Origin of the sequence: Gracilibacillus alcaliphilus, from assembly GCF_016909015.1 — a bacterium.
GTDB lineage: Bacteria > Bacillota > Bacilli > Bacillales > Amphibacillaceae > Gracilibacillus > Gracilibacillus alcaliphilus.
Window position 1 is genome coordinate 144,960 of the sequence record NZ_JAFBFA010000007.1, and the last position, 23,382, is coordinate 168,341.

Sequence of the window (23,382 nt, forward strand, 5' to 3'; positions counted from 1 at the left end):
CTGCTATAATGCTTACCACTCATTGTAACCGTTTTCTTGAAAGTGGGTAATACTAGAGAAAAGTGAGGAGGGTTCATGATGGAAGTAGCGAAAAAAGTTACATTGTTTTTCCTTTTGTTTGTATTTGCTTCGCTGATTATGGCGTGCGGTGGCGGAGACAATACAGAGAATACCGAAGGTACAGGTAATGGTGAAGAAAATGCAGAAGAGGTAACGATCGTCTATGCGACTGGTGTAGACACAACTGGATCTACATTGAAACAAATTGAGGCCTTTGAAGAGGCGCATCCTCATATTAATGTAGAGTATCGTGAAATGCCAGCTGATACTGGCCAACAGCATGATCAATATGTAACGATGTTTAGTTCGCAAAGCTCAGAAGTAGACGTGTTCAATGGGGATGTCATTTGGACGGCAGAATTTGCTCAAGCTAACTATGCACTGGAGTTAGACCGTTTTATTGCTGCAGATGGCATTGAGTTAGACCGTCATTTCGACGGTCCGATTCAAGCTGGTAATTTTGATGGCAAACAGTGGGCATTACCGGCTTACGTCAATGCATCATTCTTTTATTACCGTACAGATATCACCGATACTCCCCCAGCAACTTGGGATGACCTAATTGAACAAGCTGGTGCATTACAAGGGGAGGAAGGAACAGAATTTGGTTATGTATTGCAAGCTGCTCAGTATGAGGGATTAGTAACGAATTTTATTGAAATCATTGCTTCTTATGGCGGATATGTACTTGATGAGGATAACAATGTTATAATAAACAGCCCAGAAACAATCAAAGGATTAGAAAAATTAGCGGAGATTGTCGGTTCTGATTTTGTGCCAGGCAATATCTTGAACTTCCAAGAGATTGAAACAGAAAATGCTTGGATTGCAGGTGACGCTGTCTTTGCTCGTAACTGGACCTATATGCAGTCTTCGTCAGATGACGACGAACGTTCGGAAGTGGTGGGCAATGTAGAAATTGCTCCACTGCCTGCAGGTGATGAGGGAACAGCTTCTGCCTTAGGCGGCTGGATGGCGATGATCAATCGTTATTCAGAACATCCAGAAGAAGCGTGGGAACTTGTCAAATTCTTAGCCAGTGAAGAAGGGCAGAAGATACTGGCAGTTGAAGGGGCGCGTGCACCAACGGTTAAAGCGCTATATGATGATGCAGATGTACAAGCTGCTGGGCCATTATTTGCGAATCCAGATTTTGTAGAGGGCTTAAGTACAGCTGTTCCACGTCCGGTATCACCGATTTATCCAGAGATTTCTGAAATTATTCAAATTGAGGTGTCTCGAGTGTTAGTAGGTGAACAAACAGCAGAACAAGCTGCAGAGAATATGCAATCCCAAATTGAGAACGCTATGGCAGATTAGTACAATGAGCAGGGTGGATAGCAATAAGTATTCACCCTGTATTTTTTATATCCAAACGGAAAAAAAGCAACTTAATAAAATAACTTTATTTTCCTTGGGAATGTGTACAAGCTATTAGGATCGGGTATAATATTTATGGTAACGCTTCCAATTCGCTTTAAAAAAGGTGATGAGGGTATGTTGAAAGCTGCAGCGATTGTGATCATTGTTTATCTATGAGAAATTGATACTACAAATTCTATGGATGAAAGAGTTTCAGCAAGCGGATTGTTACTTTGTTTTGATATTACTATAATATATTGTAAAACAACTTTTTCAGTGTTGGCAGGAGAATATGTAAACCTTGATGGAAAGGTAGATGGCGGAGTTTAAAAGAGCAGAGGGGGTGGAAAAGAACTTCCTGATTGAATTTATTACAAATTTCGAAATAAATGATAGAATCAACTAATATTTTGAAAAATAATTGACGAATATATTAGATTTGTTATAATGAATGTAATCGATTTCAAGAAAGAAATCGAGCTACTAAATTATAGGGGGTTCTGTTATGCAACAGACTAAAAAGTTATTATTGCTTGGTTTGTTATCTTTATTTGCAGTATTCATGGTTGCGTGTAGCGGAGATGATGGATCAGAATCGGAAACGAACGATACGGGTTCCGATAATGCCAGTGATGAAAGCGCTTCCGAATCTGAGGGAGAAGAAGTTACCATTGTTTATGCAACTGGTGTTGATACAACAGGCAAGGTACAGGCGCAAATTGAAGAGTTTATGGAATTACATCCTAATATTACGGTGGATTACCGCGAAATGCCGTCTGATACAGGACAGCAACACGATCAGTATGTAACAATGTTTAGTTCCCAAAGCTCTGAGATTGATGTATTTAATGGCGATGTCATTTGGCCGGCAGAATTCGCTCAGGCAAACTATGCACTTGAATTAGATCGTTTTATTGAAGCAGATGGCTTTGATTTGGAGGCGCACTTTGATGGTCCAATTCAAGCAGGTAATTTTAATGGCCGGCAGTGGGCATTACCATTGTATATTGATGCCTCATTCCTTTACTACCGTACAGATATAACAGATACACCACCAGCTACTTGGGATGAATTAATTGAGCAAGCGGAAGCCTTGCAAGGTGAAGGAGATACTCAGTTTGGTTATATTACACAAGCTTCCCAGTATGAAGGGCTAGTAACTAACTTTGTTGAAATCATTGCTTCTTATGGCGGTGCCGTTGTGGATGAAAATAACGAAGTAGTTGTCAATAGTCCAGAAACGATTAAAGGCTTAGAGAAATTAGCGGAAATTGTACAGTCTGATTTTGTACCAGGTAATATCCTGAATTTCCAAGAGATTGAAACAGAAAATGCTTGGATTGCTGGTGATTCCGTATTTGCCCGTAACTGGCCTTATATGCAGTCTTCGTCCAGTGATGAAGAGCGCTCTTCTGTTGTAGATAATGTAGATATTGCTCCTCTTCCTGCAGGTGATGAAGGCAGTTCTTCTGCATTAGGCGGCTGGATGGCAATGATTAACCGTTACACAGAGCATCCGGAAGAGTCATGGGAATTAGTGAAATACTTAGCCGGTGAAGAAGGTCAAAAAACGGGAGCGATTGTAGGTAACCATGCTCCTACTATTGAATCACTTTATGACGATCCAGAAGTCCAAGAAGCGGCACCTTTATTCCAGAATCCACAGTTTGTTGAAGGTTTAAGTGCAGCCGTTCCACGTCCAGTATCACCAATCTATCCTGAAATCTCGGATATTATTCAGATTGAGGTATCGCAAGTATTGACAGGGGAACAAACAGCGGAACAAGCTGCCGAGAATATGCAATCCAAAATGGAGGCTGCGATGGCAGAATAATAGTGGACCGCGGAGATGAGCAAGATGGGTGTGTTCGATCTCATCTTGCTCTTTCTTTTAAGTACACGTGATCGTGTGCTTAGCAGAAAGGGAGGGAATGAAGCGTGAAGAATTTTCAGTTAAATGAAAAACAACTTGGTTATCTGATGATTTTGCCATCGATCATACTCGTAGTGCTGGTCACGTTATGGCCGGTTGCACAATCCTTTTATAATAGTCTATTTGATTATCGCTTAAATGACCCGACACGATCGCAGCGAATGCTCAGTGCCAATATGGACTTAGAACGCTATGTTGATAATTACTTTTATATTGACGGCCAGCTTGGCAATTTAGAAGGCAGTGCCGATGGAGAAGAGTTAGCGGTGATTCAGCAGGCAAGGGAAACCATCGAAGGCTTTCACGGTGAGTTGGAATCAGATAGTGAGATCCAAGCCAAAATGGAACAGATTGATGAGATGTTGATGAATTTCCAGCCTGTTTCTGATTCAGATTTGAAATATTCGAAGGTAGACAATGAATTTGCCGAAGACTACCGTACAGCGCTTGTTTCTATCTCCGAAGAATTGCAAACGATGGCTGACAATACAGACAATGAGGAGGCCGCACAAAATTATGAACAAGCCAGTTCCTTATTAGCCGCTACTAGTGACAATATTTTAGAGTCTAACTTTATCGGTTTGTCTAATTATGTGAAATATTTCAAAGACAGCCGGATGTGGCAGGCGTTAAGCAATACGATGGTGTTTACGGTTGTTTCCGTTGCGTTTGAACTGGTATTAGGTTTAGCAATTGCTTTATTGATAAACCGTGCCTTTAAGGGAAGAGGTATTATTCGAGCCTCGGTATTAATCCCATGGGCGATCCCGACAGCCGTAGCGGCGATGATGTGGGGCTTTTTATATGATGGACAAACAGGTATAGTGGCGCATTATTTTAATGAATGGAATCTCATTCCAAGTACTTCCTGGCTGTTATCTACTTCCAGCGGCGGTATGTTCTCGATTATCTTCGCGGATGTGTGGAAAACCACGCCTTATATGGCTTTACTGTTATTAGCCGGACTCCAGACGATCCCACAGTCTCTATACGAGGCCAGTGATGTGGATGGCGCCAACAAGTGGCAGCAGTTCTTTAAAATTACCCTGCCATTGTTAAAATCAGCTATTTTAGTTGCTTTATTATTTAGAACGCTAGATGCCTTCCGAGTGTTCGACCTTATCTACGTACTAACTGGCGGCGGACCAGCCAATGCGACAGAATCGATCTCGATCTATGCTTACATTACCTTATTCTCTCAGCAGAACTTTGGAGAAGGTTCCGTATTATCAGTGATTGTATTCTTGAGTGTTGCATTGATTAGCTTTATCTATGTGCGCTTAATTGGTTCAGATCTATTCGCAGGACGTACGAAATAGGGGGGAGAAACGATATGAATAAACGTGCAGGTATAGGGTTTTATCTATTCCTAGTCATCTTTGTCTTTTTAGTGATGTTCCCATTTATTTGGGTATTCTTAACGTCAATTAAGCCGGTTGGTGAGATTTTTACGTCATTTAGATGGTTTACCGCCAATCCTACGTTAGCTTCTTATGAAGCGGCCTTAACGAATCGACCGCTGATGCGTTATATGTTAAATAGCTTTGTGGTATCCAGTCTGACAACTATTTTGGCGGTAGGGTGTGCAGCGTTTGCCGCATATGCCGTCACCAGGCTTCCTATTAAAGGGAAAGGGATTTTCTTAGGTGTGATCTTAGCGGCATCGATGTTTCCGCAAGTGGCAATTATTTCACCTATCTTTAATCTAGTCACAGACTTAGGCTTGCGTAATAGTTATATTGGGTTAGTGATTCCTTATCTAACGATCAGTTTACCATTATCGATTTGGATTCTATCCACCTTCTTCCAGAAGATCCCGTTCGAGTTGGAAGAGTCGGCGAAATTAGATGGGGCAAGTCCTTTTCAAACGTTCCGCAAGATCATTTTTCCGCTGGCGACACCTGGTATTTTTACCACTGCTATTCTGGTATTTATTGCGGCATGGAATGAGTATCTGTTTGCCTTAACGATTAATAGTGATGATATTTGGCGCACGGTGCCGGTAGGGATTTCCATGTATCAGAGTGAATATTCTGTTCCATGGGGAGATATCTCAGCGGCAACGGTTATTGTAACCATCCCGATTGTTGTCCTAGTCTTGATCTTCCAGCGACGGATTGTATCTGGTTTAACATCTGGTTCGGTAAAAGAATAGTCCACAACAGCAGAGATTCACCTGACAAGCTGCTAAGAAAACAAATGGAAGGGCCGCCCCATTCAGGGAGCGGCCCTTCCACTATTTTATACATGGTTGAAACTAACGATTTAGAATCTCTAATACCAGGCTCTGAAATGGCTGCAACTGAATATGATGGTTAGATTTCATAGTTAAATCACTGTAGTTATTCAGTAAAACATGGAAAGCCAAAGGTAATTCAATGATACATTCTTGCGCTTGAAAGTTATTAATGACATAGATTGTTTAACCATTTCCTGTACGTTGATAAGCAACCACATTTTCAACTGTTTCGTACAATGGCGAAAATTCCCCATTGACCAAAACAGAGCGGTATTCTTTTTGTTTGCGTAACTGAATCATTTTTTTATAATAATTCAAGATGGATGCAGGGTTGGTGCGCTGCTGCTCTACGTTTACTTCGTGATAATTTGTATTTGGCTGTAACCAAGGAGTGGTCTCCGAGAAACCTGCATATTTGTCACTTGACCATTGCATAGGCGACCGGGCATTGTCACGGCTTCTAGGTGAAATGGAACGCAATGCTTTTTCTCCATCCATGCCTGCATCAAGAGCTCTTTGATATTGATCATGAGTAGATAAATCATCATAATCATCAATAGAGTCATAATTCACATTGGTCATCCCTAGTTCTTGTCCTTGATAAAGGAATGGTGTACTCCGTAATAGAAAAAAATGGTTGCCAGCATTTTGGTGCTTAGGTCAGAAATGTGATCGGATGGCAGAAATTTATTGGATCGACTTGATAATAATTGGAGATATCATATCCATTATCTACCATTGGCGATTGGAAGAAAGGACTAATCCAAATCACATCGATACCGAGGTCTTCGAGATAATCTAATTTTTCTATAATTCCTCGTAAACCACCAATACCATCATTATTACTATCTTTAAAGCTTTTTGGGTATATTTGATAAACTACCGCTTCTTTCCATCGCCATCTTCTTATGTCATGGCTTTGTAAAAACGATTCCTAAAGAACTGGAAGAATCAGCTAAAATTGATGGTGCAGGGGAAATAAAGACATTTATTAAGATCATATTCCCGCTGCTGCTGCCAATATTAGTCACAATTGCGATTTTGAATATCTTATGGTTATGGAATGATTTCTTATTGCCATTACTCATGTTAACAGATGTAAGAAATTATACATTAATCCTGTCTGTTAATATGTTGTTTGGAGAATATAATAACGATTGGCCGAAAATTCTAGCCTCTTTAATTATGACTACCGTCCCCATTGTCATCTTCTACGCCTTTTTTCAAAAGTATATTTTGGCAGGGATTGCGGAGGGTGCGGTAAAAGGTTAATTTGCTAACTTCCTGTTGATCTCGATTCAATCGTAATTAAGCCCGGCAGGTTTTAACAAACTAATATCCCGATAACTCTTGTTACCCATTAGTGAGATAAAGAAAATCCCCACTGATGGGAAAAGAGTTACCCGCAAATAATCCGTAGTATGTGATGAATGGGAAGATAGGTTATAATAGGGTATAAAATAATTCCCACAAAAAAGGGAGCGGCATACTATGAAAAAAATTATGATTGCAGGTGCGACAGGGGTTCTTGGTAAGTTGGTCTGTCATGAGATCATCAGATTATTTGAAACGCAAACTACATTAATAGTAACAGACTATAAGAGCGAGCGCGGCAAACAATTTGCAGCTTCTTTCGATCCGCCTGTCCAATTCCGATATCTGGATGTGCGAGACAAGGAAAGTATCGAACAGACTGTGAGCGATGTTGACTTGGTAATTGTAATGTTAAAACAAGATAGGCCGGAAATTCAGGCGGTCTGCATTAAGCAGCAAATCTTATCTATCGATGTTACTCCTTTTTATCAGTTTGTTAGTCAAGCCAAACAATTGGATCAGCTTGCTAAATCACACCATACTGGTGCGGTGATGATGGCAGGCTTTTTTCCGGGCCTTTCTGGTCTAATGGTAAAAGCGGCAAAGGCAAGTTTTGATCAAACGAAAAGGGTGGATGTAGGCCTGCTGCAGAATACCAATGCTAATGTCGGCATATCCGGAATCCTCGATATGTTGCAGATTATCAGTGCTCCCGTTGATCAGCAAGCAGGATTTACCAAAAAAAGAAGCATGTATTTTCAGACGTTTACACAAGAAAAAGAAGTCAGACAGATTGATCATGCCGAGCAAAAACTGTTGGATCAATACTGGCCAGGACTGTCGCTGCATTATTGGACAGCTTGGAATTCCGTGGGTTTTAATCGACTTGTTTCTTTGATTAAACGAATGGGAGGAATTTCTTTACTTCACCAAAGCGACCCTAGATTTTTAACTAAATTGGTGAAACATAACCCTGACAAGGATGAACATGCCGTACTCACTATTGAGGTACAAGGAGTGATCGACGGCGAAGAAAAGACAAGACAACTCTCTCTACTGGCTTTTTCGGATTACCATATTACCGCGGCGATGACAGCTGCCTTAGCTAAGATTATCATGAACCAAAACATAGAAGGAGTGGTTGCTCCATTTGAAATAACCAGTTTACCGGAAGTTTTGCAGGTGATGAATATTGCAGATATTCCATTAGAGGATCATTATCTATAAAGATATCATTTTTTTATGAAAACATATGTTCTTTTTCTCTGTGGCATGCTATGATAAGAGAGCGCCATATACGTAGATAGTCTAACAAAAGGAGAAAAAGAGGTATGACAGGAAAAACACATATAATGGCCGGTATAACAGCAACAACGGTTGTAGCAGCTATATCGGGAGAGTATGAGGCAGAATGGCTGATTGCGGCAGGGGCAGTTGGCGGATTAATTCCGGATATTTGTCATAGTGGAAGCAAAATCGGCCGGAGATTTCCACTCGTTTCTAAATTGGTCAATACGATATTTGGCCACCGGACTTTTACCCATAGTTTATTATTTTTAGCATTGATGGCCTTAATTTTATCGAAAGCGGTAAGTAATCCATCGATAACCATGGGGATTTTGATTGGTATGGCCACACATTTATTATTGGATGCGGCTACCAAGCAAGGGATTAAACTGTTATACCCGTCTAAAATTACCGTCCGTTTTCCCGTAACAACCAAGACTGGCGGTAAAGCAGAGAATATTCTTTTATTGATAATGACCGGGATTACGCTCTACTTTGCTAATGATATCGTCGGCTTGTTTTAGAAAGTAACTTTTGCTGAAGCTCTGAAATTACATACACTGTGCGTTGGTTCCCTGACCATGCAAGGTAAGAAGCTAGCGGATTATTTCATCAGACGGCTGGCTGGAAAGTTTGCGAGCGATTGATTCAAGAATATAGACAACGGGAACTTGCGTAGTAATATTAGAAGTTTGAAACCACTCCTCTGTTACATAGTAAGCCAGATTAATATCAGACAATTTGGCAATCGTTGATAACTTATTATTGGTAATACTGATGATTTTGCTGCCATCTTGTTTTAATTGGTTGATTTGGGTGATAGTAAAGGGGTTCTCACCAGATACAGAAAGCACAATCGCGATATTATTATGACGGAACTTAGAATGAATCGGGTAATGAGGGTCTTTAATATAGACCGAAAATTTACCAATACTTGAGAAATACCGTGCACCATATTCGGCCAGAATCCCTGAACTGCCCATACCTGAGAACATGACACTATCCGCCTTCGCAATCAGGGAGGCGGCTTCCTCAATCCGCTTCTCCAAATCCCCTGTAAGTGTCCGTTCAAAAAACTCGGTGATCGAATGTTGCGGGCTTTTTATAATCGTCTTTTCTTGACGGTCTAAATTCATTTTTAACTTCACTTTAAATTCAGAAAATCCTTCACAATTAATCTTTCGGCAAAAACGTAAAATAGTAGCAGTAGATACATGTGTAGCGTCTGCTAATTCTCTAATCCTCATATAGGCAACTTTTTCACTATTTTGTGCAATATAATTATATAGTGATAATTCTAGTTCATTAAATGAAGCAATCATTTCATGCGTAAACATGTTTATTCACATCCCGTTCCACACAGAGTAAGTATATTATAGCATCTTTTTGTAACAATATGTAACAAGGATGAAACAAATCTCAAAGTGTGTTACATTCGACAGAAAGCCTAGCAGGTGTTTACTTTCATCTGTTTGAATTTCTATAATGGTAATAACAAGAAAAATAGGAGGTTATATAATGGCAGACAAATCCTATACCTTTCCAGAAGGATTCTTATGGGGAGGCGCAACAGCAGCTAATCAAATTGAAGGTGGTTTTAACGAAGGGAACAAAGGGTTAAACATTGCAGATGTCTTACCAGGCGGGAAGGGACGTCTAAATATTCTTAAGGAACCTGGATTTAACTTCGAGGTTGATCATGATAAGTATGATTATCCTAACCATGAGGCAATCGATTTCTATCATCGTTATAAAGAAGATATTGCTTTATTTGCGGAAATGGGTTTTAAAGTATTTCGTCTATCTATTGCTTGGACAAGAATTTTCCCTAATGGTGATGAGACAGAGCCAAATGAGGATGGACTAGCCTTCTATGATCGTGTCTTAGATGAGTTGCTTCAACATAATATTGAACCAGTTGTGACGATTTCTCACTACGAAATGCCTGTCAACCTGGTCAAGAATTATGGCGGCTGGAGAAGCAGGGAAGTCGTTACTTTTTTTGAGCGTTATGCACAGGTGATCTTGAATCGTTATAAAAATAAAGTGAAATATTGGATGACATTTAATGAAATTAACAGTGGTTTAGTGATGCCAATTATGGGATTAGGCTTCTCGATTCAAAAAGAGGAAGATAAGTATCAGCCTACTTTCCAAGCTTATCACCATCAGTTTGTAGCAAGCAGTTTAGCAGTAAAAGCTTGTCATGAAATTATTCCAGAAGCACTGATCGGCTGTATGATTATTTATGCGCCAGTGTATGCCTATGATTCTAATCCAGAGAATGTGATGCATGCCTTGCAAGAAGAGCGTTTATTCAATAACTTCTGTGCAGATGTACAAGTACGCGGGGAATATCCAGCTTTTATAAACCGCTACTTTAAAGAACACAATATTGAGTTAGATATCAAAGCAGGCGACCTTGAGCTCATTAAAGAGCATACCGTAGATTACATTGCATTTAGTTACTATATGAGCCGTACGGAAAAAGAAGCGAAGTTACCAGAAGAACAAACCCAAGGCAATATTATGGGCGGCGTAAGTAATCCATTCTTAAAAGCCAGCGATTGGGGCTGGGAAATCGATCCGACTGGCTTGCGTATTTCATTAAATGAGTTGTATGATCGTTACCGTAAACCGCTTTTTATCGTGGAGAATGGGCTAGGAGCGAAAGATACGATAGAGGAAGACGGTTCTGTTAATGATGATTATCGTATTGATTACCTAAGAGACCACATTGCTGCAATGGGAGAAGCTATTGAAGATGGTGTGGATCTAATGGGATATACACCATGGGGCTGTATTGACCTTGTCAGTGCTTCCACTGGTGAAATGTCGAAACGTTATGGGTTTATCTATGTGGATAAAGATGATGAAGGCAACGGTACCTTAGACAGAAGCCGGAAGAAATCCTTCTATTGGTATCAGCAAGTAATTAAGACAAATGGCAAAGAATTATAAGATGAACGAAAAGCCCAGAGTAAAATCCGGGCTTTTTTCTGTATGAAATGGGAGCTGTTTTATCAAAAAAAGTGATAATTAGGAGGTTTGTTTGCTCATATGATGATATCAAGCTAAGTCTCCTTCTTTATACCAAATAATACTTCAACTTTCCCATTTCGTGTAGAATAGAGAGTAAGTATGAAATAGGAATAAGGGGTGTTACATATGTCACAAAGTCAATCAACTATTCAAATTGAAGGAGCTATTAATTTTCGTGATTTAGGTGGCTATTTGACGGCAGACGGGCGGAGAGTCAAGTATGGACTGCTCTATCGATCTGGTGATCTATCACAGGTAACGGAACAAGGGAAACAGCATTTAAAGGAGTTAGGTATTCGGCGTATCTGTGATTTCCGCGGGGAAATGGAGAGGCATAACCATCCAGATCCGGTGTTGGCAGATGTTGATCATGTAGCTTTATCGCTTATCCAAGAAGAACAAATAGTTGACCCACGTCAGCAGCAGAAACATGTACAAGAATTAGCAGAGAACATTAATCCGGAGCAGCTATTAATAGAAATCAATCGAATGATGGTAGATCAAGAGTCTTTGTTACGTCAGTTTATCGATCTGGTATTAGATACAGCACAAACGCCATTAGTTTTTCATTGTACGGCAGGCAAGGATAGAACGGGAATCGGCGGCGCCTTGATTTTGATGACATTGGGTGTATCGAAGGAGCTTGTGATTGAAGATTATTTGAAAACCAATCAAAATGCACATCAATTAATGCGTTTGAACCCGCATCCTGCGAAAGATGAGGGAATGGACGATTTTTTAGAGGGCATGATGGGGGCAAAAGTGGAGTATATTGGTGCTTTCTTAGACGGGATCGATAAGAAGTACGGTGCCTTTGATATCTTTTTAGAACAAGGTCTTGGTATTTCAGCTGAACAGAGAAACAAACTGAAAGATTTTTATTTAGAATAAAAGACTAAACAAGCCCCTACCGCTATAGGTGTAGAGGCTTGTGTTTTTTTATTCATTAATAGTATATCCAGCTTCCTTTAGAACACGGACTGCTTCTTCTAAAGAATTTTCTTTCACCAACATATAATCGGTATTAAAGGTTGATAAGGCAAAAATACTGATATGATGATCAGCTAGGATGGTGCTCAGTTTGGCTAAAATACCTGTCAGTGAGAAATCTAGAATACCGTCGATTTTGAGGCAGCGCCAGTCATCTTCTCTATCCAGCAGGGAATAAGCCTCAAATTGATGTTGACTAGCACATACAATAGAGCATTCCTCCTTGGTGTAAGTAATCGAAAATAATTCCCCCACTGTGTCTATTGGAGGGTTTGCACGAGGGTCTAATTTAATGACAGATAAGTTATCTTTTAAAATCACTATTTTCATAATTTGCTCCTTCTTTTTTTTTTTGATGAAAGTAAGGGAAACTGAAAACATCGAGAAAGTGAGCAAAGGCAGTATTTGACAGCCATGTCCGATATCTCGATATTGGCAACAAAGACAAGATAAGAGTTAGTTGAATGAAAAATGGCCGGCAGTTTTGTTGTGTGTTTCTATAAATATGTGCTGTCACTTCTTTGGTGACCTAGATTTTTTTGAGTTTTGGTAAGGAACTGCAGATGGAGATAATAATTTTTGAACGTCCTCGATTAACGTTAATATCTATTAAGTATGTCGCTTCTTTGCATAGTACCTGATATTCCTTGATTCATAGGATTTTTTTACCGTAGCAAAGTTCATTCCACAATAGTGAAATAGCCTTGAAATCTTGTCAGGACACATGGAAATGCAGTGTTTTGATAGTTATTCGCCTTTTTTAGGGAAATATGCTCCAGTTTTCTTCTTTCTTCGCATCAAAATAACGGCTTATATTAATAAAACTGTAACGATGATAATGCAGCTGTAAATAATAAAGCTTGAACCTATAAAATCACTGAATTTAGTTCCGGATATGTGTGCTTTATAAGGATCTTCAGGATAACGAACATGAATTGAAGCGTGCCCAAGTGTCGCACCCTCTTTTAGAAGAATTGTAAAATATTATTATACCATAAATGTATTTGCGCAAACTTATCGCAGTGTAACTGGCTGTAAGCCTCCCACTTCAAGAAGTAAGGGAACCCGTCATGTCTAAGTGGGAGATCCAACAGCCAGTAACGGCCTGATTGGTTCAACTCAACTAACTTCCAGCTGGGAGAGAGGAAACAGATTAATTTCGAGAACTTTGAAGTTTCTGTTCTATTTTGGATTGGTTTAGTAAGCATACTGGTGCTATTAGGTATTACTTTTAAACGTAAGACAGAAAAGAAACAAAACATATTAGAAAAGTGAGTTATATGGTTATACAGTACTTATTATGAGTGCCATACAACAAAAATACCGCCAGATGATAAATACGTTATCTGGCAGTATACTATTCAGATTCTATTTGCGGTATCAGCCTCAGTTACCATAATAAAAGGATGGGACAGGTTGATGGTCGTTATGCCCCAAACGAATACATACCTACATGGTTACCCTCGGTGTCGCTAAAAACAGCCCATACTGGACCTCCAAACTGACTTTCATCTTGTGCGGGGTGTACCACTTTGCCACCTGCATTCTCTACTTCTTTCAGTTGTGCCTCGACATCTTCAACCAAAATCATGATAAGTGGACGGTCAAATCCTTCGCTGCGCGGACGAAAATCGCCATTGATAGCTCCTGCCTCTGTTGGGTTGCCTTGCTCGTCGGCTGGTGTGGTATATGCCCACAAATTGCCGCCGCCTTGTTCTGGCGTAGCCCAGCCAAAGACTTCAGCATAAAACTTACTTGCCCGTGCCATATCATCGGCTGGCAGTTCAAAAAATGCTACTTTGTTTGCTTGTTTTGACATATCTTTACTCTCCTTTACTAGTAATATATGTCTAGTATAGTAAGTAGCAGATGACATGTATTGTACAAATCAGACATCAAACTTCTTAGTATAATTCGCAGGTGTGTAGCCTGTGGCTTTGCGAAACGAGCGTATAAAGTGCGATTGATCGGCATAATATGACAAATAACTGTCACTGTCGAGTGACTGTTGCAGACGTAGTACCTTAAGAAAATCATGCGGAGCAAATCCCGTTGTCTGTCTCAGAGTTCGCTGGAGCTGACGAGTCGACACACCTGCAATACCTGCCATATCAGCTACCATGTGAATATCATCAATCTGGGCAAATATTTTTTCAGTTACAGGGTTTGCCGCTACCAGTTTTTCTTCGATTAGCTGCTCCACTAGATCAGATAATACGGACTGTTTGGCAGTAAAGTCTAGCCCAGCAAGTCTGCGGTTAGTTTCATCAAGTGGCAAGAGGCCTGTATAAGGCGAGTCTACTATGCCATAGATCGCTGAACCTTTCCACACGCCAGGCAAGAACCGAATATTGACATAATGGAACTCTTTGCCAAGGTTTAGTTCCTCTGAAGTAGCATGGAGTTTTGTGATACCTGTTATCTCTGGATTTAGCTGATCAAAAATGAGGTAGGTGCATGAGTCGGGCAAGGCATGGAAAAGGTAATCATCAGCCAGCGGAGTATCAGTCTTTAGTTCCAAAAAGCGATGCACCAAGCCAGACAAATGGCTGGGCGGTTCTACCTCAATAAATTGTACTTGTGATATAGTTTTTTGTTTTCCATTGCCTTTGGGATTGTACATATGTCTTTTCCTCCTTGCCATTTGTTTCAATACCGCCGAAGGTTATTATTGATAAAATAAATTGTTCATTTTTAATTGTATTAACAACTTCATTATATCAAATAAAGTGATGTATTCAGGCTTGATTTTACTGAAAAAAAGTTGCTATTCATGACTTTCTTGCATAGTATCGGATATTCCCTGGTTTATAAGTTTTTTTTTACCGTATCAAAGTTCATCTGCAGTAGTAAAATAGCCATGAAATCCTGTCAAGGCACATGAAAATATGGTGTTTTGGTAGGGGGCCGCAATTCGCATAAAACAGAAAAAACCGCTGGATCTCCAGCGGTTTTTTCATCTATTTATTTACCAATGAATTGTTGTGTCCAGACATTTCCATTCTCTACATAACCTACACCAATATGTGTAAAGTCACTGCTAAGAATATTGGCTCTATGTCCCTCACTATTCATCCATGCGTCCACTACTTCTTCTGGTGAACGTTGTCCTTTGGCAATGTTTTCACCAGCTGTTTGGTAGCTGATACCAAATTGTTTCATCATATCGAATGGAGAACCGTAAGTTGGGCTGTTATGGTCGAAATAACCATTTTTAGCCATATCTTCTGATTTTGCTTTTGCTACTTTACTAAGCTCAGCATCTGCTTCTAATGGAGCTAACCCTTGTTTTTCACGCTCTTGATTAGTTAAATCAACTACTTGCTCTTCGAATTGACTTAACTCACCAGCTTGTTGATTTTCGTCAGCTGATTTTTCTGGTGCTTCAGAGGTTGTTTCTTCTGCCTGCGGTTGTTCTGGGGCAGAAGCTTGTCCCTCTTCTTGCTCAGCCTGAGGAGCATTTCCTTGTTCTGCTTGTTCTTGCTGCCATTGCCCAGTTGGGAATGAAATGGCACATCTATTAATTACATCCTGAATATTAGATTCAGAGTGTTGCTCTACGGAGACATTGGACTGGACGTCTTTTACCTCATAGGATTGTGCGGCAACATTGTCAGCTGAGAAACCAGCGGCAATGGTTACGGCACCTGTGAGGATAATTCCTGTAACTACTTTCTTGTTCATGTTCTTACACACTCCTTTGTTTTTGATTCGTGAATATCATAGCACATGATTTTTGTAATATTTGTGGTTAATTTTTCATAAAAAAATAGAATTACTTAAACTCCTTATCTAGCAAAGCCTCTAGAAATGATAGAATGGAATATCATGGTTGTGTTAGCAAAAACAATATGAAAATAAGGTATTGACAATTTTGAAAGCAAAGAGAAATGTAACGATTTGTATCAGAAAGATTGCGAATGTAACGAAAAAAGAAATATTGGTGGATGTTCATGGAAAAGGGTTTCAACAGCTTTAATGAATGGTTATTCGAAACCATTTTCTTTATATAAAATGATGGGATAAATAATAATAATATGCTTTTTGGAAACAATCCCGTATAATAAATAAGGTAGTATTTATTGCATCTAAGTTTAAAGTATGTGAAATAAAAGGTAGGAATGAAGATGACGGAAGAGAATATAACGAGATTGATGATAGAAGATAAGGAATATATTTTAATTGGTACGGCACATGTCTCCAAACAGAGTGCCGAGCAAGTGAAAGAAGTAATTGAACAGGAACAGCCTGACTCAGTTTGTGTGGAGTTGGATAAGCAGCGATATGACTCTGTAATGAATGGCAGTAACTGGCGTGATATGGACATCTTTCAAGTGATTAAACAAAAGAAGGCAACCCTTCTTTTAATGAATCTGGCGATCTCCTCGTTTCAAAAGCGAATGGCTAAGCAGTTTGGCGTTAAGCCTGGTCAAGAAATGATTCAAGGAATTGAATCTGCTGAAGAGGTGGGGGCTGAACTGGTGCTTGCCGATCGTAATATCCAGATTACGTTTTCGCGAATTTGGGGAAGTATGGGCATGAAAGGAAAAATGATGCTCCTGACACAAGTATTTGCCGGTGTTTTCTCCCGTGAAACCATTACAGAAGAAGAATTAGAAAAAATGAAATCTCAAGATGCTATCGATAGTGTCTTAAATGAATTTTCAGAAACCTTTCCTTCTTTAAAACGTCCGCTGATTGATGAGCGGGATCAGTATCTGGCACAAAAGATTAAAACGGCACCAGGTGAGAAGGTTGTAGCCGTGTTAGGTGCGGCACATGTGCCAGGGATAACGAAGGAGATTCAACGAGAACATGATTTAGATAAATTAACTAAGCTGCCGCCGAAATCAAAGGCACCTAAAATTATCGGCTGGTCAATTCCGGTGATTGTCATTGGTTTAATTCTTTACACGTTCCTGACGAATCCAACTGCAGGATGGCAGCAGATTCTCAGCTGGCTGTTGTGGAATGGCGGGATATCTGCTATCGGTGTTATTATTGCCTTTGGGCATCCTTTGGCTGTATTGACGGCCTTGGTAGCCGCTCCGTTTACTTCGCTGAATCCATTTTTGGCAGCCGGCTGGTTTGCAGGATTTGTGCAGGCATGGGTTAAGAAACCACATGTATCGGATTTTGAGACACTATCAGATGATGTCCATAGTGTTAAAGGCTTTTGGGATAATAAAGTAACAAGAATTCTGTTAGTGATTGTATTAGCTAACCTAGGCAGTTCATTAGGAACAATTGTGGGTGGTGCAGATATTATCCGTGTTTTTCTGAATAATCTATAAGTGAAAAAAGGGCTTTCTTTAGTAGAAAAGTCCTTTTTTATATTTTATACTAGAACACAAGTTCGCTTTTGTGTTATAATATGGACAACCCTCTCTTGAAAGGGGGTGAGGTGAGAATATGGATGTGGTGTTAAGCAATGCAGTATTGATTATCGGATTACTCGTAGCCTGCATCAATCTAACAACGGCTATAATAAACCATCGAAAACAGAAAAAGAAGGATCGCCGCTCTGCCAAGCGACGATCCAAGTAAATCCACAGGAGTGTGGGGAGGTTCCTCACACTCACTCCATATTCTATTTCTATTATACAAGAAGTATGTGTATGTTGTAAATAATTTCATACGATGATCTAGTGCTTATCGATATATATCTTGTAATGTCTGTCCAATTGTTGGATAGCGAAAGGTGTAGCCGGCATCCAGCAGACGTTTAGGTAAGACCCAACGACTTTTTAGGATAAGTTCTGTTTCTGTTTGTAAAAAGACAGCACCCAGCTCTAATAAGACTTTAGGGGTTGGCAGACCAATAGGTCGGTGTAATTTGCTTCTTAATGCCTTCATTAATCGATCGTTTGTTAACGGATGTGGAGAAGAGCAATTAAACACGCCTTTTAGCTGGGGATGGTCTCGCAAAAAAAGTACAATATGAAGGAGATCATCAACATGAATCCAGCTGAACATCTGTTTTCCATTGCCTTGGGGTCCGCCCAATCCATAAGTGACAAGGTTTTTATAAGGGGTTGCAACACCGCCGTTTGGTCCTAATACGATAGCGATCCTAAGCGCGATCTGTCTTGTTTGTGGTAATTGGAATTGAAAAAAGGTCTGCTCCCATTTGGCAGCGACATCCACAGAAAAGCCAGTTCCAATTTCTCCGTCGACTTCTGTCATCGGGCGATCTTCTGCATGGCGATAAATGGTTGCAGTGCTTGCATTAATCCATAATGCAGGAGGCTGTGAACAGGCCTGTATGGCATCTCCGAGCAGTTTGGTCGTCCCGATTCGAGACTGTAAAATTTCTCTCCTGTTCCGAGAATGGTATCGGCAATTAACCGATTTACCAGCAAGGTTAATCACCATTTCCGCCCCTTCCAATGCTTCGACCATCGCCTGAAAATCATTCCAAGTAATGGCTGGTGCTTTTCTGGCAATCATCTCAACTTGATAACCCATTTGTTGAAAATGATTTCTGAAATAGTTTCCAATAAAACCTGTTCCGCCTGCTAGTACGATTTTTGTCATGCGTATCCTTTCCTTTCTTTTATCAATATACTAATTATTAGGTATAGTTACCCCACTTGAGAGACAAAACAATACGGATGAAAATCTCCCTTTACTAACTGCTGCATTTTTTCTTCTTAAATCTAGCATAACAAAATTCAAATATATGTGAAATATTTCTGACAATTGCGGTGACATTTGCTATAATAAACAATTAAATAATAGTACCCTAAAGAAAAGAGGGATAACGTATGACAAAAGCATTGTTGAATATTGATTATACATACGATTTTGTCGCTGATGACGGGGCATTGACGTGTGGGAAGCCGGGGCAGGCGTTAGAAGCAAATATTGTAGCTGTTACGGAGAAGTTTGTGAAAGAGGGAGCATATACCGTTTTTGCTGTCGATGTACATGATCATGATGATTCCTTTCATCCAGAAACGAAGCTGTTTCCGCCACATAACATTCGTGGAACGAAGGGCAGAGATCTCTATGGCCGGTTAATGGAAACGTATCAGAAGAATCAAGATCAAGAAAATGTATATTATATGGATAAGACGAGATATTCTGCCTTTGCTGGTACAGATTTAGAGATTAAACTAAGGGAACGCCATATTCAAGAAGTTCATTTAGTAGGTGTCTGTACAGATATCTGTATTCTGCATACAGCTATAGATGCTTATAATAAAGGCTTTCAGATTGTTGTATATCGAGATGCTGTTGCCTCTTTTAGCCAAGCAGGGCATGAATGGGCACTTGGGCATTTTGAACAGACATTAGGAGCGACGGTAAAAGAATTTGGAGGAGACCAACCATGACATATGCAGACGATAGCTTAATGTTACACACCGATTTATATCAAGTAAATATGGCCGAAACGTATTGGCGTGACGGCATGGCTGATAAAAAAGCGGTATTTGAACTATATTTTCGTAAGCTGCCATTTGATAATGGCTATGCCGTATTTGCCGGGTTAGAGCGTGTCCTTGATTTTATCGAAAATTTCGGTTTTACAGAAAGTGACCTTGCGTATCTTAAAGAAATTGGCGGCTATAAGGATGACTTTTTAGATTATTTGCGGAATCTCCGCTTTAGTGGGTCTATTCGTTCGATGAGAGAAGGCGAAGTTGTGTTTGCGAATGAGCCGTTAATGCGAATCGAAGCACCATTGGCAGAGGCACAGTTGATAGAAACACCGCTTTTAAATATTGTGAATTATCAAACATTAATTGCTACCAAAGCAGCCCGTATTAAGTATGTTGTTGGTTCTCATGCTGTCATGGAATTTGGAACAAGACGTGCACATGAAATGGACGCAGCTGTGTGGGGAACGCGGGCAGCATATATTGGCGGTTTCTCTGCCACTAGTAATGTACGGGCAGGGAAGATTTTTGGTATTCCGATTGCAGGTACACATGCCCACTCAATGGTGCAAGCCTACCGCGATGATTATACCGCCTTCAAGAAATATGCCAGTACACATAAGAATTGTGTGTTCCTTGTGGATACCTATGATACACTGCTTTCAGGTGTACCAAATGCGATTCGGGTGGCACAGGAATTTGAAGGACGTATTCACTTTGAAGGTATCCGATTGGATAGCGGGGATATGGCCTATTTATCGAAGAAGGCGCGCAAAATGTTAGATGATGCGGGTTTTCCTGAAGCCAAGATTATTGCCTCTAATGATTTAGATGAATATACGATCTTAAACTTACAAGCACAAGGTGCTGAAATTGATACCTATGGAATCGGCACTAAGCTGATTACTGCATTTGATCAAGCAGCCTTGGGCGGGGTGTATAAGCTAGTGGCTATTGAGGAAGATGGCGAAATGAAAGATACGATTAAGATCTCCGCGAATCCGGAGAAAGTGACAACACCAGGCAGTAAAAAAGTCTATCGTATTATTAATAATAAAGACGGCCGCTCTGAAGGAGATTATATTGCGCTTGACAATGAAGATCCGCAAGCAGAAGCATCATTAAAAATGTTTCATCCTGTTCACACCTACATGAGCAAATTTGTCAGTGATTTCACAGCGGTAGACTTACACCAAGATGTGGTAGTTAAAGGGAACATTCATTATCAGCAGCCTTCCTTAGAAGAGATACAACAATATGCCATGGGGAATATGGAATTGCTGTGGGATGAATATAAACGAACCATGAAACCGGCCGAATACCCAGTAGACTTAAGTGAAGCCTGTTGGGAAAATAAAATGAACCTAATTAGAAATGTGAAAAACAGGGTAAAGAATATCAAGGAATAATGGAAAGGAGCAGTTAAAATGCGCCCGCTTCAACAAGAGATTATCAAGAACTTAAAGGTAGATTCTACAATGAAACCAAAGGATGCCTTTCGTCGCAGTGTTAATTTTGTTAAAGCCTATTTAACGAAATTCCCTTTCTTAGAAAGTGTGGTTTTAGGTATTTCAGGCGGACAGGACTCCACCTTAGCAGGTTATATCTGTCAAACAGCTGTTAATGAGCTTAATGAGGAAATAGAACAGGATAAATATCGTTTTATTGCGGTTCGATTGCCTTATGGGGCCCAAGCAGATGAGTCTGATTGTATGGATGCACTGGAGTTTATTCAACCAAGCCGTGTTGTGCGAGTCAATATCAAGGCAGCCGTGGATGCAAGTGAACAATCTCTTAAAGCTGATTTTGGAGAAATAAGTGAATTTGTTAAAGGGAACACCAAGGCTAGAGAGAGAATGAAGTTACAGTTTGATATAGCAGCAATGAGCAAGGGAGTAGTGGTCGGTACCGATCATGCAGCCGAGGCGGTGACAGGCTTCTACACCAAGTTCGGTGATGGAGCGGCCGATATCTTGCCAATCTATGGTCTTACCAAGCGTCAAGGCCGGGCTATTTTAGAGATGTTGGACTGTCCGGAACATTTATATAAGAAAACGCCTACCGCTGATTTAGAAAGTGACCGTCCTCAGCTTCCGGATGAAGAGGCATTAGGTGTAACGTATGAAGCGATTGATGATTATTTAGAAGGTAAAGCTGTTTCAGAACAAGATGCGGAAACAATTGAAGGCTGGTATGTAAGAACACGTCATAAACGTGAGCTACCGGTTACGGTGTTTGATGACTGGTGGAAATAATACAACCGTCTTTCAAGAAGAACAGATATAAGAGTTAAGCATCAAAAGGCTGTCACCATAAGCTGGGTGGCAGTCTTTGTTTTTCTAATCAGCTTAAAGCCAACAAAGGCAACAGAAATATGAAACAAATCTCGTTGAGTTGTTTTGATTGCATTACGTATATATATTTGATATATTTATCTCGAATTCGAAATAAAATGTGAATTGGATTGTGATAATGTCATGATCCATTTAGATTCTAAACAATGGAGTTGATAATATGAACGGTTTAAAAGGTATTCACCATGTTACTGCGATAACTAGCAGTGCGGAAGAGAACTATAAATTTTTCACCTATGTTTTAGGCATGCGTTTAGTAAAAAAGACGGTCAATCAAGATGATATTCAAACCTATCATTTATTTTTTGCGGATGACAAAGGTAGTCCAGGAACAGATATGACTTTCTTCGATTTCCCAGGTATTCCAAAGGGGCAGCATGGCACAAATGAGATTTATCGGACAGGTTTTCGTGTCCCTTCCGATGCAGCGATTGATTATTGGGTCAAACGTTTTGACCGTTTAGGGGTTAAGCATGAAGGAGTTCAGGAACAGTTTGGTAAAAAGGTGCTTTCTTTTGTTGACTTTGATGATCAACAATATCAATTGGTTTCTGATGAGCATAATCAAGGCGTAGAGACTGGTGTGCCTTGGCAAGACGGCCCTATTCCATTGGAATATGCCATTACAGGTCTAGGTCCCATCTTTGTTCGCATTCAAGATTTCAAGTACTTTAAACAAGTAATGGAGAAGGTATTGCTTTTTAACGAAATCGATCAAGAAGCGGAACTTCATTTATTTGAAGTAGGGGAAGGCGGAAATGGAGCACAGGTTATTGTCGAGGAAAATAGGGATTTACCAATGGCAGTGCAAGGTTATGGTACCGTCCATCATGCCGCTTTCCGGATTGAAGATAAAGAAACCTTACATCAATGGGATGAGCATTATCGGAAATTCGGTTTCCAAACCTCAGGGTATGTAGATCGTTTCTTCTTTAAATCACTATATACCCGTGTGGCACCGCAGATTCTCTTTGAACTGGCAACAGATGGCCCAGGGTTTATGGGCGATGAACCATACGAAACACTTGGAGAAAAATTGTCACTGCCTCCATTTTTAGAAGGAAAAAGAGATCAGATAGAGGGTATGGTACGCCATATTGATACAACTCGCAGCACACAGCAGTTTGAGAAGGAATATGAATGATCAGGCATAATGTCTGATCATTTTTTTGAAAGAAAGTATATCCAAAGCCAGCTATTTCAGCAATATCCTCCGAAGAAGGTATGGAGTAAGGCACTCGCTGCGGCTGGCCGTTTCTTTTTCTGAGTGGCAGTCATGCCAGGCGCATAGAAAACACTCTGAAAGTGTCTTTTACTTGTAAGATCAGCGTACAATGTCAAATACTTTTTTTAAGTTTTTGGATAACTCTAATACACCTACCATAAATAAATTTTTTTACAAGTAGCATTTAACCAAGT

Annotated in this window: 19 protein-coding genes and 3 pseudogenes; 14 read left to right on the forward strand and 8 right to left on the reverse strand. The window is 40.1% G+C overall.

From position 1 onward, the window contains the following. Positions 1-78 precede the first annotated feature (78 nt). From JOD18_RS07915 to JOD18_RS07930, 4 genes are all read left to right on the forward strand, one after another. The gene (locus tag JOD18_RS07915; protein ID WP_204668415.1) at positions 79-1,380 is read left to right on the forward strand and encodes an ABC transporter substrate-binding protein; all 1,302 of its coding nucleotides are present in this window, start codon (positions 79-81) and stop codon (positions 1,378-1,380) included. Between the two features lie 547 nt (positions 1,381-1,927). Beyond that, positions 1,928-3,256 (forward strand): ABC transporter substrate-binding protein, encoded by a 1,329-nt coding sequence (locus JOD18_RS07920; RefSeq protein ID WP_204668416.1) that lies wholly within the window; start codon positions 1,928-1,930, stop codon positions 3,254-3,256. Positions 3,257-3,360: 104 nt separating this feature from the next. Further along, positions 3,361-4,674 (forward strand): ABC transporter permease subunit, encoded by a 1,314-nt coding sequence (locus tag JOD18_RS07925; RefSeq protein ID WP_204668417.1) that lies wholly within the window; start codon positions 3,361-3,363, stop codon positions 4,672-4,674. Positions 4,675-4,688: 14 nt separating this feature from the next. Next, the gene (locus JOD18_RS07930) at positions 4,689-5,510 is read left to right on the forward strand and encodes a carbohydrate ABC transporter permease (RefSeq protein ID WP_204668418.1); all 822 of its coding nucleotides are present in this window, start codon (positions 4,689-4,691) and stop codon (positions 5,508-5,510) included. Between the two features lie 267 nt (positions 5,511-5,777). On the opposite strand, the pseudogene JOD18_RS24205 reads toward JOD18_RS07930, so the two are convergent. Both JOD18_RS24205 and JOD18_RS24965 read right to left on the reverse strand, forming a co-directional pair. Continuing rightward, positions 5,778-6,215 (reverse strand): annotated as a pseudogene (locus tag JOD18_RS24205) (alpha-amylase family glycosyl hydrolase); the annotation flags it as partial. Between the two features lie 76 nt (positions 6,216-6,291). Continuing rightward, a pseudogene (locus JOD18_RS24965) lies at positions 6,292-6,504 on the reverse strand (alpha-amylase family glycosyl hydrolase); the annotation flags it as partial. Here JOD18_RS24965 and JOD18_RS07940 point away from each other — a divergent pair. From JOD18_RS07940 to JOD18_RS07950, 3 genes and pseudogenes are all read left to right on the forward strand, one after another. Next, a pseudogene (locus JOD18_RS07940) lies at positions 6,483-6,866 on the forward strand (carbohydrate ABC transporter permease); the annotation flags it as partial. The pseudogenes JOD18_RS24965 and JOD18_RS07940 sit on opposite strands and share 22 nt — an antisense overlap. Before the next feature lie 219 nt (positions 6,867-7,085). After that, positions 7,086-8,135 carry a saccharopine dehydrogenase NADP-binding domain-containing protein gene (locus JOD18_RS07945; RefSeq protein WP_204668420.1) on the forward strand — a complete coding sequence of 350 codons (1,050 nt, stop codon included), beginning with the start codon at positions 7,086-7,088 and terminating at the stop codon, positions 8,133-8,135. 104 nt (positions 8,136-8,239) lie between these two features. Then, positions 8,240-8,719: a metal-dependent hydrolase gene (locus tag JOD18_RS07950; protein WP_204668421.1), complete on the forward strand. Its 480-nt coding sequence runs from the start codon at positions 8,240-8,242 to the stop codon at positions 8,717-8,719. A gap of 72 nt (positions 8,720-8,791) precedes the next feature. On the opposite strand, the gene JOD18_RS07955 is transcribed toward JOD18_RS07950, so the two are convergent. Further along, positions 8,792-9,532 carry a MurR/RpiR family transcriptional regulator gene (locus tag JOD18_RS07955; RefSeq protein ID WP_204668422.1) on the reverse strand — a complete coding sequence of 247 codons (741 nt, stop codon included), beginning with the start codon at positions 9,530-9,532 and terminating at the stop codon, positions 8,792-8,794. Positions 9,533-9,713: 181 nt separating this feature from the next. Between JOD18_RS07955 and JOD18_RS07960 the strand changes: the two genes are divergently transcribed. Beyond that, on the forward strand, positions 9,714-11,156 hold the full coding sequence (locus tag JOD18_RS07960; protein ID WP_204668423.1) for a glycoside hydrolase family 1 protein: 1,443 nt from the start codon (positions 9,714-9,716) through the stop codon (positions 11,154-11,156). Positions 11,157-11,363: 207 nt separating this feature from the next. Next, a complete protein-coding gene (locus JOD18_RS07965; protein ID WP_204668424.1) occupies positions 11,364-12,128 on the forward strand; it encodes a tyrosine-protein phosphatase in 765 nt (254 codons plus the stop codon). A 48-nt stretch (positions 12,129-12,176) separates the two neighbouring features. On the opposite strand, the gene JOD18_RS07970 is transcribed toward JOD18_RS07965, so the two are convergent. The 4 genes from JOD18_RS07970 to JOD18_RS07985 all read right to left on the reverse strand — a co-directional run bounded on the left by JOD18_RS07970 (position 12,177) and on the right by JOD18_RS07985 (position 15,911). Then, on the reverse strand, positions 12,177-12,557 hold the full coding sequence (locus JOD18_RS07970) for an ACT domain-containing protein (RefSeq protein ID WP_204668425.1): 381 nt from the start codon (positions 12,555-12,557) through the stop codon (positions 12,177-12,179). A gap of 1,096 nt (positions 12,558-13,653) precedes the next feature. Further along, positions 13,654-14,046 carry a VOC family protein gene (locus JOD18_RS07975; protein ID WP_204668426.1) on the reverse strand — a complete coding sequence of 131 codons (393 nt, stop codon included), beginning with the start codon at positions 14,044-14,046 and terminating at the stop codon, positions 13,654-13,656. A gap of 69 nt (positions 14,047-14,115) precedes the next feature. Next, entirely contained in the window at positions 14,116-14,850 is a 735-nt protein-coding gene (locus tag JOD18_RS07980; protein WP_204668427.1) for a helix-turn-helix domain-containing protein, read from the reverse strand. A gap of 341 nt (positions 14,851-15,191) precedes the next feature. Then, positions 15,192-15,911, reverse strand: coding sequence for a CAP domain-containing protein (locus tag JOD18_RS07985; protein WP_204668428.1), 720 nt, complete (start codon positions 15,909-15,911; stop codon positions 15,192-15,194). A 443-nt stretch (positions 15,912-16,354) separates the two neighbouring features. On the opposite strand from JOD18_RS07985, the gene JOD18_RS07990 reads away from it, so the two are divergent. Then, a complete protein-coding gene (locus tag JOD18_RS07990; protein ID WP_204668429.1) occupies positions 16,355-17,521 on the forward strand; it encodes a TraB/GumN family protein in 1,167 nt (388 codons plus the stop codon). Positions 17,522-17,879: 358 nt separating this feature from the next. On the opposite strand, the gene JOD18_RS07995 is transcribed toward JOD18_RS07990, so the two are convergent. Further along, complete coding sequence (locus tag JOD18_RS07995; RefSeq protein ID WP_204668430.1) at positions 17,880-18,764, reverse strand: TIGR01777 family oxidoreductase; 885 nt, start codon at positions 18,762-18,764, stop codon at positions 17,880-17,882. A 230-nt stretch (positions 18,765-18,994) separates the two neighbouring features. Here JOD18_RS07995 and JOD18_RS08000 point away from each other — a divergent pair, with 230 nt between their 5' ends. The 4 genes from JOD18_RS08000 (at position 18,995) to JOD18_RS08015 (ending at position 23,107) form a co-directional block, all read left to right on the forward strand. Next, complete coding sequence (locus tag JOD18_RS08000; protein ID WP_204668431.1) at positions 18,995-19,564, forward strand: cysteine hydrolase family protein; 570 nt, start codon at positions 18,995-18,997, stop codon at positions 19,562-19,564. Next, positions 19,561-21,018, forward strand: coding sequence for a nicotinate phosphoribosyltransferase (locus JOD18_RS08005; RefSeq protein WP_204668432.1), 1,458 nt, complete (start codon positions 19,561-19,563; stop codon positions 21,016-21,018). Before JOD18_RS08000 ends, JOD18_RS08005 begins: the two co-directional genes overlap by 4 nt. An 18-nt stretch (positions 21,019-21,036) precedes the next feature. Continuing rightward, a complete protein-coding gene (nadE, locus tag JOD18_RS08010; protein ID WP_204668433.1) occupies positions 21,037-21,864 on the forward strand; it encodes an ammonia-dependent NAD(+) synthetase in 828 nt (275 codons plus the stop codon). Positions 21,865-22,123: 259 nt separating this feature from the next. Next, a complete protein-coding gene (locus JOD18_RS08015; protein WP_204668434.1) occupies positions 22,124-23,107 on the forward strand; it encodes a ring-cleaving dioxygenase in 984 nt (327 codons plus the stop codon). Positions 23,108-23,382 lie beyond the last annotated feature (275 nt).